The sequence below is a fragment of the Streptomyces sp. NPDC028722 genome (assembly GCF_040637655.1).
GTDB lineage: Bacteria > Actinomycetota > Actinomycetes > Streptomycetales > Streptomycetaceae > Streptomyces.
The window spans coordinates 19132-32599 of record NZ_JBEZWU010000003.1 but is presented as its reverse complement, the minus strand read 5'-3'; the positions used below and the strand labels follow the sequence as shown (position 1 = coordinate 32599).

General features: G+C 73.4%; 11 protein-coding genes. 3 read left to right on the top strand and 8 right to left on the bottom strand.

Annotation, left to right across the window (positions count from 1 at the left end; translation table 11 throughout):
• Positions 1-65 precede the first annotated feature (65 nt).
• Positions 66-1094, top strand: a complete 1029-nt coding sequence (locus AB0F03_RS05390) for a glycosyltransferase family 2 protein (protein ID WP_361986781.1) — start codon at positions 66-68, stop codon at positions 1092-1094.
• A 90-nt stretch (positions 1095-1184) separates the two neighbouring features.
• On the opposite strand, the gene AB0F03_RS05385 is transcribed toward AB0F03_RS05390, so the two are convergent.
• From AB0F03_RS05385 to AB0F03_RS05370, 4 genes are all read right to left on the bottom strand, one after another.
• Positions 1185-2681 carry an LCP family protein gene (locus AB0F03_RS05385; RefSeq protein WP_361987478.1) on the bottom strand — a complete coding sequence of 499 codons (1497 nt, stop codon included), beginning with the start codon at positions 2679-2681 and terminating at the stop codon, positions 1185-1187.
• Positions 2682-2919: 238 nt separating this feature from the next.
• Positions 2920-4689: an LCP family protein gene (locus tag AB0F03_RS05380; protein ID WP_361986779.1), complete on the bottom strand. Its 1770-nt coding sequence runs from the start codon at positions 4687-4689 to the stop codon at positions 2920-2922.
• A 229-nt stretch (positions 4690-4918) separates the two neighbouring features.
• A complete protein-coding gene (locus AB0F03_RS05375) occupies positions 4919-6100 on the bottom strand; it encodes an LCP family protein (RefSeq protein WP_361986777.1) in 1182 nt (393 codons plus the stop codon).
• 184 nt (positions 6101-6284) lie between these two features.
• Positions 6285-7040, bottom strand: a complete 756-nt coding sequence (locus AB0F03_RS05370; protein ID WP_361986775.1) for a TIGR03089 family protein — start codon at positions 7038-7040, stop codon at positions 6285-6287.
• A 388-nt stretch (positions 7041-7428) separates the two neighbouring features.
• Between AB0F03_RS05370 and AB0F03_RS05365 the strand changes: the two genes are divergently transcribed.
• A complete protein-coding gene (locus AB0F03_RS05365) occupies positions 7429-7662 on the top strand; it encodes a hypothetical protein (protein WP_361986773.1) in 234 nt (77 codons plus the stop codon).
• A gap of 184 nt (positions 7663-7846) precedes the next feature.
• Complete coding sequence (locus AB0F03_RS05360; protein WP_361986771.1) at positions 7847-8929, top strand: NDP-sugar synthase; 1083 nt, start codon at positions 7847-7849, stop codon at positions 8927-8929.
• A gap of 372 nt (positions 8930-9301) precedes the next feature.
• Here AB0F03_RS05360 and AB0F03_RS05355 read toward each other — a convergent pair whose 3' ends face one another.
• The 4 genes from AB0F03_RS05355 to AB0F03_RS05340 form a co-directional block, all read right to left on the bottom strand.
• Entirely contained in the window at positions 9302-10324 is a 1023-nt protein-coding gene (locus AB0F03_RS05355; RefSeq protein ID WP_361986769.1) for a DNA-3-methyladenine glycosylase 2 family protein, read from the bottom strand.
• A 56-nt stretch (positions 10325-10380) separates the two neighbouring features.
• On the bottom strand, positions 10381-11751 hold the full coding sequence (locus tag AB0F03_RS05350; RefSeq protein WP_361986767.1) for a coenzyme F420-0:L-glutamate ligase: 1371 nt from the start codon (positions 11749-11751) through the stop codon (positions 10381-10383).
• Positions 11748-12731: a 2-phospho-L-lactate transferase gene (gene cofD / locus AB0F03_RS05345; RefSeq protein ID WP_361986765.1), complete on the bottom strand. Its 984-nt coding sequence runs from the start codon at positions 12729-12731 to the stop codon at positions 11748-11750. Before cofD ends, AB0F03_RS05350 begins: the two co-directional genes overlap by 4 nt.
• Before the next feature lie 106 nt (positions 12732-12837).
• Positions 12838-13371: a cysteine dioxygenase family protein gene (locus AB0F03_RS05340; protein WP_361986763.1), complete on the bottom strand. Its 534-nt coding sequence runs from the start codon at positions 13369-13371 to the stop codon at positions 12838-12840.
• Between the last annotated feature and the right edge of the window lie 97 nt (positions 13372-13468).

Here is a 13468-nt window from a genome sequence, read left to right as displayed (position 1 = left end):
CAGCCCGCTGTGCTGTCCCGGCGGCGCGCACCGGTGTCCCCCGTTCGCGGTAACGTGACTCTCCTATGAACGCCAAGCCCGACGTGCGGCTCCCCGCTGTGTCCGTGATCATGCCCGTCCTCAACGAGGAGCGGCATCTGCGCGGGGCCGTCCAAGCGATCCTCGCGCAGGAGTACCCCGGCGAGATGGAGGTCGTGATCGCCCTCGGTCCGTCAACGGACCGCACGGACGAGATCGCGGCCGAGCTGGTGCACGAAGACCCGCGCGTGCACACCGTCCCCAACCCGACCGGTCGCACGCCGGCGGCGCTGAACGCGGCGATCAAGGCCTCACGGCATCCGGTCGTGGTCCGCGTCGACGGCCACGGCATGCTCTCGCCGGACTACATCGCCACCGCCGTCCGCCTCCTGGAGGAGACCGGCGCGCAGAACGTCGGCGGCATCATGCACGCCGAGGGCGAGACCGACTGGGAGCACGCGGTCGCCGCCGCGATGACCTCGAAGATCGGCGTGGGCAACGCCGCCTTCCACACCGGCGGCCAGGCCGGCCCCGCCGAGACGGTCTACCTCGGTGTCTTCCGCCGGGAGGCCCTGGAGCGGCAGGGCGGCTACAACGAGGAGTTCATCCGCGCCCAGGACTGGGAGCTGAACTTCCGGATCCGTGAGGCGGGCGGGCTGATCTGGTTCTCGCCCGAGCTGAGGGTGTCGTACCGGCCGCGGCCGTCCGTGCGGGCGCTGGCGAAGCAGTACAAGGACTACGGCCGCTGGCGGCACGTCGTCGCCCGCTACCACTCGGGCTCCATCAACCTGCGCTACCTCGCCCCGCCGACCGCGGTGTGCGCGATCGCGGCGGGGATCGTGGTGGGCGCGGCCCTGACGCCGTGGGGCCTGCTGGTCCCCGGCGGCTACCTGGCCGCGATCGCCGCGGGCTCCGTCCCGGCCGGCCGGGGGCTGCCCCTGAAGGCCCGGATACAGATCCCGGTGGCCCTCGCCACCATGCACATGTGCTGGGGCTGGGGCTTCCTCACCAGCCCCCGGTCCCTGGCGAGGAAGGTCATCGCCTCCCGGCGGCCGGCCGTCCTGGACGCCGCCTGACCGGCCGGAGGCCACGCGGCCCCACCCACCGGGAAGGGCGTGCAACGGGGCCCCGTCCCTTTCGGGAGGGGCCCTTCGCCGTTCATCCCGCTACCACCGGTACACGCTGTACACCGGCATGCACGACTTCGTGTCCGAGCCGTTGACCGCGTCGGAGTTGTCGGGCAGGTCGCCCGCCTTCGGCTCGGACTTGCCGGGGTAGGACGTGCCGGTGCGCCAGTCCGCGCCCACGACGAGCGTGACCCCCGAGACGTCGGTCGACTTCTGCACCGCGCTCATCGGGATGCCCAGCGCCGCGGCCAGGGCCTGCGCGTCCCCCTCCAGGTCGGCGCTCGGGTACCGTACGGCCGTCCTGTCCTCGGCCAGGCTGCCCGAGGTGTCGGCCTGGGCCCGGGCGTAGCCCTTGCCCACGAGTGTCCGGGTGATCTCCGAGGCCCGTTGCGGTACCGCGGCCTGCGTGGTGGTCCGGGTGGCGTTGCGCACCAGCACCCCGAGCCGGTCCGTCTCGACCGACGGCTGCCTGGTCGGCTTGTCGTCCTTCGCGCCCTTGGCGTTCTTCTTCGCAGCGGACTGCCCGCCGTTCTTGTCGAACGCCACGTCGTCCTGGAGCATCTGCCACATCTTGTCGGCGTTGGGCTTGTCCGGCACGACGTGGTTGCGGTCCAGCGGGTCCTGCTTGTTGGGCATGGTCACCGAGGTGATGCGGTCGGCCGGCACGGACTTCAGCTGCATGCCGAGGTCGTAGAGCTTCTTGACCGTACCGATCTCCTCGGACACCTTCAGCGACTTGGTGGCCGCGTCGGCCAGGTCCATGAGCCGGCCGGTGTCGGTGAACACGTTCTGCTTCTTCAGCGTGCGCATCATCGAGTTCAGGTACATGTGCTGGGCGCGGGCGCGCATCAGGTCGTCGCCCCAGGCGTGCCGCGTGCGCAGCCACTGGAGGGCCTGCTCGTGGTAGATCTTGTGCGTGCCGGCCCGCAGCTTCAGTCCCGAGCCGCCGGACACGTCCGGCGTCGGGCGGTCCCACACGTTCTGCTTCACGCAGACCTCGACACCGCCGATGGCGTCCGCCATCCGCACCACACCCGCGAAGTCGATCGTCATCCAGTGGTCGATGTAGACCCCGGTGAGGTTCTCCCAGGTGAGCAGGGTGCAGCCGGCGCCGCCGCGGGCCAGGGTGACGTTGATGATGTCGTTCGTCGGCGGATACCGCTTGCCGCTCACGGGGTCCTTGCACTCGGGGATGTCCACCCGGGTGTCCCGCGGGATGCTGACCATGGCGGCGCTTCTGCGGTCCGCGGAGAGGTGGATGAGCATCTGCACATCCGCGAGCGGCGGGTCACCGGCGTGGTCCTTGCTGCCGCCGAGCTTCAGGTTCTCCGCGCTGTTGCGGCTGTCGGAGCCGATCAGCAGGATGTTCAGCGGGGTCTGACCGGCCGCGTTCGGCTCGGTCCGGTGCGCCTTGGAGTCGTCCCCGCCGGCGCGCGCCCCCTTCTTGATGTTGCCGTTGAGATGCTGGTAGTAGAGATAGCCGGCGCCTGCCGTGCCGAGTATCAGCACCGCCAGCACGGTCGCCGACCAGCGCATGGCTCGCCGTCTGCGCCGTCTCGGCTCGGTCTTCGGACCACCGGTCCGCCGCCCGCCGCCCCGGCCCCGCCCCGCCGACGCGTCCGCGGTCCGCGGCGTGAGCGACTTCTCGTCCTCGACCACCGCAGCCCGTCCGCGCACCTCACTCTGCGCCAACTCCTTGCCCTCCCCACCCCTTGCGCCGGACAACGGACCCGTCCCGCGTCCGGTTAGACGCACGACGGGCCCGTCGGGTTACCTACGAGGCGCACTTGACCTTGTCTGCCGTGGACTTGTCGACCTCCGGCGCCTTCGACGGCACCGTGAGGGAGACCCCCGCCCCCTTGAAGTCCTTGCCCAGGGTCAGCGTCATCGCCGGCAGCCCCTGGGAGTTGGTCACGCTCTTGCCCGGCTTCAGCGCCGATCCGGACATCCCCATGAGGGCGGCCAGCCGGCGTGCCTGGGCCGCTTGGCCGGGGGCGTACTCCAGCGTCGTCCGGGTGGCCGGCGCCGGGGCGTTGCCGTCGTTCTCCGACCTGGTCACGCCCTCGTCGTTCTGGAGCCAGTTGAGCACCGCCTGGGCGCTGCCGTTGACGGCACCGCCGTTGAGGATGCGCACCCGCACCTCGGAGGCGGGCGCCTTGCTGCCCTTGAGCCGGGCGGCCTGGGCGTCCTTCGCGGCCTTCTGCTTCTTCTTCACGTCGCTGAAGGAGACGTCGTTGCGGACGGCGTCGAAGACCGCGGGCGCCTTCGCCTCGTCCAGGACCACGGTGGCATGGACCTTCTCCGCCGGGTTGTCCTTGACCGGCACCGTGGTGAAGGTCAGGTTCTTCGGGTTGAGCTTGCCCAGCTCCAGACCGAGGTCCTTCAGCTTGCCGATGCTGTCCAGCTTGTCGTCCACGGTCAGCGCCTTGGTGCCCGCCTCGGCCAGCTTCAGCATCTTCGTCGGGCTGGTGAGCGTGGAGTTCCCCTTCAGCTTGCGCATCAGCGCGCCCAGGAACTGCTGCTGGAGCCCGATCCGGCTCAGGTCGCCGCCGAAGCCCACGGAGTGCCGGGTGCGGACGAACGCCAGCGCCTGCTCACCGGAGATCGTGTGGGTGCCCTTGGACAGCTTCAGATGCGAGTCGGCGTCGTCGATGTCCTTGGCCAGGCAGACGTCGACGCCGTCCACCGCCTCGGTCAGCGTCTTGACCGCGTTGAAGTCGGCGACCATGAAGTCGTCCGGTGTGATCCCGGTCAGCTCGGTCACCGTGCGCATGGTGCAGCTCGGCGTGCGGCCGTCCTGCCCGAGGCTCTGGTTGAAACGGGCGCCGACCGAGCCGGGGATGACCTTCCGGGTGCCGTCCTCCTGCTGCGTCGGGCAGTCCGGGATGTCGGTGATCAGGTCCCGGGGGATGCTCAGCGCGGTGGCGTTCGACCGGTCCTTGGACAGGTGCAGCAGGATGTTGGTGTCGGCGTGCCCGACGCTGCCCGCGTCGCCGTAGCCCTCGTTGCCCTTGCCGGTGCGCTTGTCGGTGCCGATCAGCAGGATGTTGATCGCCTGATCCTTGCTGAAGCCGCCGGTGCTGGCGCCGTCGTCGGACAGGGACGTGATGTTGCCGTTGAGGTGCTGGATGTAGAGGTAGCCGGCGGCCGTCACGGCGACCAGCACGAAGGCCACGGTCCCGCCGGTCCACAGCAGGACCTTCTTCGTCCTCGACTTCTTCTTCACCGGCCGCCGGGCAGCGCGCCGCCCCTGGGGCGGCTCCGGCTCCCGCTCCGGCTCAGCGCCCCGGCGCCGGGCCGAGCGCGGCTGCGGCACTTCGGTGCCGCGCGTGCGGGGTTCCGGCCGGGTCTCGCCGCCCGGCTGCCGGGCGCGGGCGCCCGCCGCGCGACCGCCGTCGCGGGGAGAGGGGCGACGCGGTCCGGGGACCGGTGACTGCGCTGTGGAAGGAGTCAGTCGCAGTTCGTATTCGCCGGTGTCCGGATTGAGTACCCACTGGTCTGCGGGGTCGATGTTGTCCGCCCGCCCACGGCCTTGCGCGTCCACGGTTGTCCGAATCCTCCGTCGGGGCCACGCGGCGCCTTCCCCCTACGGCGCTCGGGTCTCGGTGAAACAGTGCACGACCCCAGGTCGGACCTCGCGGCCAGGTGCACCGGATCGCTCACACTATCCGCCCAGTTCAGCGTCGGGCGACGCCGGTGACAAATTCCACCTCCCTACAACTGGGCAATCCCTCTCATATTCCGAACGAAGGGCCGTTGTCTTGGTGAGCCCCTTACTCACAGGGGTGTTCGGCGGCGGTGTTCCCGCGGAAGGTCGGCACTGGCGAGGGGTCGCTCTTGCCGTCCTGACCCGCGTCCTTCCCTGTGTCCTCGCTGTGGGCGTCCTGGGTCACCGCGACCGGCCGGTCGGCTCGCAGCCGCGCGAACAGCCGCTCGGCCGCGGGCTCCACGAGCTGGTCACGGTTGGAGTCGTAGACGTACGACTCCCTCGGGACGGTCAGGAACTGCACCCGTTCGGTAGGGATGTCGCGCAGTCCGCGCACCAGTTGGTACAAACCGTGCAGACTCGCCAGTTCCGGGTCGGTGGTCAGTGACGACGTCGCCGCGTCCAGCACCGGATACAGCTTCACCGGGTTCAGCAGGACGTCGTCGCCGCGCACCTTGCTGACCAGCGCCCCGAGGAACCGCTGCTGCCGCTCCATCCGCTCGGTGTCGCTGCCGTCGCCGAGCGTCTTGCGGGCGCGCACGTACCCGAGCGCCTGCTCCCCGTCGAGCGTGACCTTCCCGGCGGGCAGTCTGAGCTTCGCCGCCGCGTCGTCCACGGGTTCCCGCAGGCACACCTGGACACCGTCGACGGCGTCCACCATGTCCTTGAACCCGCTGAAGTCCACGACCATGTGATGGTCGACGCGGATGTTCGTCAGCTTCTCGACAGTACGGATCGTGCAGGCCGAACCGCCCACCTGGAAGGCGTGGTTGAGCATCGCGAACACCGGGTCGCTGCGGGTGCCGTCCGGCTGCCGGCAGCCGGGGACGTCCACCATCAGGTCCCGGGGCAGCGACACCGCGGTGGCGCTGTCCCGGTCGGCGGCCAGATGCAGCAGGATCGTCGTGTCCGACCGCTCGCTGCCCAGGTCCCGCCCGTACTTGCCGTTGCCCTCCCCGGCCCGCGTGTCCGACCCGATCAGCAGGATGTTCTGCGCGTCCCGCACCAGCGCGGTGGGCCGCTCCCGCTCGTAGCGCGCCAGCTCGGCCGCCGCCGCGTCGTCGGCGGTGATGTTGGCGCTGAGCTTGGCGTAGACGGCCCAGCCGGCCCCGCCGGCCAGGACGGCGAGCACGGCGGCCCCCAGCGCCGAGTACCGCAGCCAGCGCCGCCGCCGGCGCCGGGACAGCCCGGCACCGGTGGCGGAGGCTCCCGGACCGGGACCGAGGGACCTGCCTGCGGTGTCGGTCACGGTGGGGCCACCCCCTCATGGCGTACGAGCGTCACGTCACGGCCTGCTCCTACGACCATGGCGGGGGCCGGGGCGGGAGGCGCCCTGTGCTACGCCGATCGGGGGAACGGCGCGGCCCGGGCCCTTGGGCCGTCCCGGGGTCCGCGGCCCGCGGGGCCCCGCCCTCGCGGTCACGGTTCCGGCACTACCGCCGGACCGCCGTCACCCTCTCGCTCTCCACCCGCTCCGCGAGGCGGTCCTCGTCCACCCGTTCCAGATGCCGGCACAGCACCACGGACCCCCCGACGGCCAGCGGCGCGTACAGCCCGGCGCTGAGCCCCTCCCAGGTGTCGTACGGCAGCCCCGACAGCAGTCGCGCCCCCGGCCCCGTCAGATCCAGCGACGGCGCCTGCGCAGAGGCCCGCTCGACCACCTCCGCCGCGCTGAACTCCCGCCCGGCGACGATGAGCGCCGGCTCCTCCGGATCCACCGGCGCGAACGGAACGAACCGGTCTCCCTGCCCCGGCACCTCCACGGCGTAGTCGGCGAAGCCCTCCGGCGTCCGCGGGAACCGCCCGCCCAGAGGCCGCAGCGCCAGCGCCACCCGCTCACCCCGGCAGGCCCGCGCGGCCTCCAGGGAGTCGGGTCCGCTCACGACGACGTCGGCCGCCGCCGGATCCCCCGCGACGTCCGCGACCGCGCCCACCGAGGAACACGCCAGCAGCCACACCGCCGTCTGCCAGTGCGCGGGCAGCAGCAGCGCGACCCGGTCACCGGGCCCGACGGCGAGGTCGCCCTGAAGGAGGTTGGCGGTCTTGGCCACCCAATTGGCGAAGGTGGCCACGGACAGTTCGACGCGTTCGCCCGTGGCATCGTCGTAGAAGGTCACCAGCGGGCGGCCGGGGTCCGCGGCGAGCGCGGAAGTCAGCAGGTCGGCAGGGGTGCGATCGGTGGCGTTCACCCGGCACAGGGTACGCGCGGGCCGGTGCGGGCACCGCGTGCCGAGGCCACCGGTCCGGCGGAACGGCCCACGGCGGCCCGCCAGTTCCCCGATGGACAGAGGTGTGCGGTTCCGACACCGGAGGGGCCCCGGACGGGCGTGCCGGAGCGCCGCGGTGGGGGCCGGGAACCCGCGGGAGTCGCTGCCGGGGCGCAGTCCCGGCAGCAGGACGGACCCGGCTCGCCGCGCACCGCCCCCGGCAGGAAGGCCGCGTCGGCCGCCTCCGCCGCCGGCACCGGCATCACCCGGTCCGGCGCCACCGCGATCCGGGAGCTGAACCGGCGGGACACCGAACAGGAACTGACCCGCCTGACGGGACACGCGCGGGCGAAACCGTACATCCGCCGCGGTGAAGGCCGTAGCCCGGCTCACCGCCCGGGAACTCGGGCTCTACAGCGGCGATCCGCGTGGAAAGGCCTCGCTCACGTCGGGCGGCGGCGACCGCTACCCCCGGGGCAGGACCGTACGGCTCCACGTGATCTCCGGGCACCGGGACGGTTTCGCCACCGAGCGCCCCGGCAAGCGCCTCTACGGCAAGCTCGGCACGGCCCGTTCCGGCGCGGCCCGCTACCAGGGCCGCTGAGGCTGGAGCCGGCGGGGGAGGGGCGGCAAAGGTCCCGACCGGGGTCGGCCGGGGAAACCGCGCGCCACCCGACGGGACTCCGCGCGGCCACTGCGAGTGTCACCGCCCGGTCCGCATACACTGACCGGCCGAAACGACAGTCGACGAGTGGTGCGGCCGGACCGGCAGGAAGCAGAGACGACAGGTGACAGAAGCCATCCTCCTGGTCGGCGGCAAGGGCACGCGGCTGCGGCCGCTCACCGTGCACACGCCCAAACCGATGGTCCCGGCCGCCGGGGTGCCCTTCCTCACCCACCAGCTGGCCCGGGCCGGGGCTGCGGGCGTCGAGCACATCGTCCTCGCCACCAGCTATCTCGCCGAGGTGTTCGAACCGTACTTCGGCGACGGCTCCGCGCTGGGCCTGCACCTGGAGTACGTCACCGAGGAGGAACCCCTCGGCACCGGCGGCGCCCTCCGCAACGTCGCCTCCCGCCTGCACTCCGGCCCCGACGACCCGGTCCTGGTCTTCAACGGCGACATCCTGACCGGCCTGGACATCAGGGCCCTCCTCGGCACCCACGAGTCGACGGGCGCGGACGTCTCCCTGCACCTGACGAAGGTGACCGACCCGCGGGCCTACGGTCTCGTCCCCACGGACGCGACCGGCCGCGTCCAGGCCTTCCTGGAGAAGCCGCAGACCCCCGAGGAGATCTTCACCGACCAGATCAACGCGGGCGCGTACGTCTTCCGCCGCTCGGTCATCGACGCGATCCCCGCGGGCCGCCCCGTCTCCGTCGAACGCGAGACCTTCCCCGGGCTGCTGGCCGCCGGCGCCCACCTCCAGGGCATGGTCGACTCCACCTACTGGCTGGACCTCGGCACCCCCGCCGCGTTCGTCCGCGGCTCGGCCGACCTGGTCCTCGGCCGCGCGCCGTCCCCGGCCGTCCCCGGCCGCCGCGGCGACCGCCTGATCCTCCCCACGGCCACCGTCGCGCCGGATGCGAAACTGACGGGCGGCACGGTGGTCGGCGAGGGCGCGTACGTGGCACCGGGCGCGCGGGTCTCCGGCTCGGCCATCCTCCCCGGCGCCGTCATCGAGCCCGGCGCCGTCATCACCGACTCCCTCATCGGCGCCCGGGCCCGCGTCGGCGAACGCTCCGTCCTCACCGGCACGGTCATCGGCGACGGCGCGATCGTGGGCGCCGACAACGAACTCCGCGAGGGAGCACGCGTCTGGTGCGATGCCCACATTCCCCCGGCCGCACTCCGCTTCTCCCCCGACCAGTAACGGACTCCGCCTCCAACGACCAGCCACATCCCGCCCCGGCACCGGCCGACAGGACCCCCGATTCCAGCGGCACACCCGCCCGCGCCCTCATCCCAGGTGCGGCCGGCCGCCATCACACACACCGGCCCCACCCTGCCCAGCTGCGGGCAGTCGTGCCACTGGGGCGGCACGGGTGGGCGCAGCGGCCCCCCGGGCGGCGCCGGCGAGCGTCCCCACCCGTCGTCCGGCGGCGCCTGACCGGTGCGGGCGAGCGTCCCTGCCGGGTGTCCGGCCGCGGCCTGGCCGACACAGGCGAGCGTCCCCACGCGGCACCCGGCGGCAGCATCCCGGCGGCAGCCACCCGGCAGCCACCCACCGGACACCACAGCCCCCTCACAGCAGACCGATATCCACCCGAGGCATCTTCGGCACCCGCCGCGCCGGCACGCACCCGCTCAACAGAATCAGCCGAGCCGCCCGATGCCGCTGCCCGGCATACGGCTCCAGCAGCCGCAGCATCACGGAGTCGTCCGCGTCCCGGTCCCCGGCCAGCGCCCACCCCACGATCCCCGGCAGATGCAGATCCCCCACCGTCACCGCGTCCGCCGCCCCGTGACTGCGCTGCACCACCTCGGCCGATGTCCACGGCCCCACCCCCGGCACGACCTCCAACCGGGCCCGAGCGGCCTCCGCCGGCATCCCGACCGCCTGCTCCAGCCGCGCGGCGACCCGCACGGCCCGCAGGATCGTGGAGGCCCGCTTGTCGTCGACCCCGGCCCGGTGCCACTCCCAGGAGGGAATCAGCGCCCACGTCCGCGGCGCGGGCATCACGGACATCGGCCGTCCCCCCGCTCCCGCGGGCCCCGGCGCGGGCTCACCGAACCGCCGTACGAGCAGCCGCCACGCCCGGTACGCCTCGTCCGCGGTGACCTTCTGCTCCAGCACGGACGGGATCAGCGACTCCAGCACCAGCCCGGTCCGGGTCAGCCGCAGCCCCGGCCGCCGGTGCCGGGCCAGCGCCACCACCCGGTGCCGCGGCACGAACGCGCCGGGATCGTCGGCGGCACCGAGGAACTCCGGCAGCTGCTCCAGCAGCCACTCGGCCCCGGGCCCCCACGCCTCGCCGAGCACCTCACCGCCGTACGCGCGCACCCGTAGCGTGCCCGGTCCGGCAGGCGTACGGGCGGCCCGCCACACGGACCCGTCCGCCGTGGCCCGGAACGTGGGGTCGCCGGGCCCGCGCCGGAGCGGTCCGAGGACCAGCCCGAGGTCGACGGGCCCGTCCGGCACCCACCGCCGTACCCGCACCGGTGCGCTCGCCTGCCGCGGCACCCCGGCCCCGGCGCCCGCGGGTACGCCGGCATGCCCGCCGCGTACGGTCGTACGCGTGGGACGCTGGGGAAAACGTCCTGCCACTGGGGGTCCTAGAGCTGCCGGGGCTGTCCTAAGAGACTAGGCGCTGTCCGGCCCGCTCACCGCACCTCCAGGAACGCCTCCGCGTCCCGCTGCGGACGCGGTGCGGGCTCCCCGGCCGGATGGCCGACCGCCACCGCGCCCATCGGGTCCCAGCCGGCCGGCAGTTCCAGCACCTCGCGCACCACGTCCCGGCAGAACATCGTGGACGACACCCACGCCGAGCCCAGTCGTTCCCCGGCCAGCGCGACCAGCAGGTTCTGCACGCCCGCGCCCATCGCGACGACGAACATCTCCCGCTCGGCGGCGTCGCGCCGCGCGTCCCCGTACGTGTGCGAGCCGTCCATGACCAGGCACGGCACGACGAGACAGGGCGCGTTGCGGAGCACGTCCCCGCGCCGGACCCGCCGGGCGACGGACTCCTCGCTCTTGCCGTCCCGGCGCAGGTCGGCCACCCAGGCGTCCCGCATCGCGTCCAGCAGCCGGGTCCGGGACTCCGCCGACTCCAGCAGCACGAACCGCCACGGCGTGGTGTGGTGCGGGGCGGGCGCGGTGACCGCCGCGGCCACCGCGCGGCGTACCGCGCCGGGGTCGACGGGCTCGTCGGTGAACGCCCGGACCGTGCGCCGCTGGGTCACCGCCTCCCGGACCGCCTCGGAGGTGCCGAGCCGGAACATGTCGTCCCGCGCGGTGCGCACCAGCGCCCGCGCGCCGTCGGCACTCTCTCCGTCTCCGTTCCCGGCACCGTCCTGGCCGCCCGTGCCGCCCTGGGCGGCGGTCACCAGGTGCGGCAGGCCGCGCACCACGGCCACGGGCCGGCCGGCCGTCTTGCCCTTGACCAGGTCACCGGCGGCGGCCAGCTCGTCCGCCGTGGCGACGACGGTCGCGTTGAGCGGGTTGCCGTGCGCGTCCGTGCCGCCGCGCAGGTCGTCCAGCACGCGCACTCCGGCCGCGCCGATGGCCACGTCCGTCAGTCCGGCGCGCCAGGGCCGCCCGAAGGTGTCGGTGACGACGACACCGACGTCGACGCCGAGGATGTCGCGCAGGCCGGCGCGGATCGCGCGCGCGGACGCGTCCGGGTCCTCGGGCAGCAACAGCACCGTCCCGGCGGGGGTGTTGGAGGCGTCGACCCCGGCGGCGGCCATGACCAGGCCCTGCCGGTTCTCCACGATGCGGAGCATGCCGCGCCGGGCCACCACCCGGACCGTCTCGGCGTCGATCGCGGCCTCCCGGTCGGCCGCCCGGACGACCCGGCCCTCGGCCTTGGACACGATCTTGGAGGTGACGAGCAGCACGTCCCCGTCGGCCAGGCGCGGCTCGGCCGCGGCGATCAGCTTGGCCAGGTCGTCGCCCGGCTGCACCTCGGGGATGCCCGGCAGGGCCCGGACCGAGTACTCCGGGCGCTCGTGCCCGGGCCGCTCCGCGCTCACGCTCCCCGCACCTCCTCGGCCAGCGCCAGCGCCTCCCGTGCCATCTGCGCGGTCGCTTCCGGGCCGGTCATCAGCAGGGGCACGGCCCGGCAGCGGATGCCGTCGGCCTCGACCCGCTCCACCACGCCGGCGTCCACGGTGTCGACCAGCCAGCCGTCCAGCAGGCCGGAGCCGTAGTGCTCGGCGACCGCGGCGGCCGTGGACTCCACGCCGACCGCCGCGAGCACCTTGTCGGCCATCCCGCGCACGGGCGCGTCGCCCACGATGGGGGACAGGCCGACCACGGGCACGCCCGCGTCGGCGATGGCCTCGCGGATGCCGGGCACGGCCAGGATCGTGCCGATGGACACGACCGGGTTGGACGGCGGGAAGAGGATGACGTCCGCCGCGGCGATGGCCTCCAGGACGCCCGGGGCCGGCTTGGCCTGCTCCGCGCCGACCGGGACGACGGCCTCGGCCGGGACGGAGGCACGCAGCCGCACCCAGTACTCCTGGAAGTGGATCACCTTGCGTTCACCCTCGCCCGCGGCGGAACCACTGCCGGGCAGGGTGACGGCCACGTGCGTCTCGACGCGGTCGTCGGTCATCGGGATCAGTTTCACGCCCGGCTGCCAGCGGTCGCACAGCGCCTGGGTCACCGCGCTCAGCGGGTAACCGGCGCCGAGCATCTGCGTCCGCACGATGTGCGTGGCGAAGTCCCGGTCGCCCAGCCCGAACCACTCGGGCCCGACGCCGTAGGCCGCCAGCTCCTCCTTCAGGTGGAAGGTCTCGTCGGCCCGCCCCCACCCCTGTTCCTCGTTGATGCCGCCGCCCAGCGTGTACATCACCGTGTCGAGGTCCGGGCAGACCTTCAGCCCGAAGAGATGGATGTCGTCGCCGGTGTTGCCGATGACCGTGACGTCCGCGTCCGGCGCGGCCCGCTTCAGACCACGCAGGAAACGGGCACCGCCGATGCCGCCTGCCAGAACCACAATGCGCATGGGGCAAGTCTCGCAGGCGGGTACGACAACGTGTCAGGCAGTCACCGGACGCGACGCCGACGGATTTCGGGCAGCCGGGTCCGGACGGCCGAGTTCCGGCCGAGTGTCAGGCGGTCACCGGACGCGGCCCGGGGCGCGCCTCGCAGTGCGGGGAGCCGTGCATCGGCATCTCGGTCAGCCCCGGGAAGTACACGTGCAGGCTGACGGCCGGCTCCAGCGTGTCGTTGACGACCTCGTGGACGTAGCCCGGTGCGAACACCCGTCCCCACTCCCCGTCGCCCCCGTGCGGCGGCGTGCCCGCCGTCAGCGCGCGTGTGCCGTGCTCGGTGCGCTCGGTGAGGGTCCCCTCCAGGACGGTCAGCACCCCGGAGGAGCGGCCGTGGTCGTGCCGCCCGCTGCCCTGTCCGGGCACCCAGGACAGCAGCCACACCTCGTAGCCGGGGCCGGTGCGCAGCCGGTGGTACCAGCGGGTGGTGGCGTCGTAGCGGACGAGGTGCGCCCACTGGGCGCGGTCGGCGGCGATCGAGCGCGCGAGCCCCACGAACTCGGCGATGGTGGCCGGATGCTCGCGCGGCGGCTGGAGCAGGTGCGGGACTTCGAGGATGTCGCCGGCGATCTGGAGGTCGTTGTCGCTGTTCATCGGGGTGCGGTGGTCCTCGGCGAAGAGTGGGGGGCTGGAGCTGGGGTGTGGAGCCAGGTGACGCGTGCGGTCCGCCCGGGTCACGGGCGGGCGGGTG

Coding starts and splice junctions, on each gene's coding strand:
- AB0F03_RS05390 (WP_361986781.1), top strand. CDS start 66: ATGAACGCCAAGCCCGACGTGCGGCTCCCCGCTGTGTCCGTGATCATG.
- cofD (WP_361986765.1), bottom strand. CDS start 12,731: ATGCGCATTGTGGTTCTGGCAGGCGGCATCGGCGGTGCCCGTTTCCTG.
- AB0F03_RS05385 (WP_361987478.1), bottom strand. CDS start 2,681: ATGCGCTGGTCGGCGACCGTGCTGGCGGTGCTGATACTCGGCACGGCA.
- AB0F03_RS05340 (WP_361986763.1), bottom strand. CDS start 13,371: ATGAACAGCGACAACGACCTCCAGATCGCCGGCGACATCCTCGAAGTC.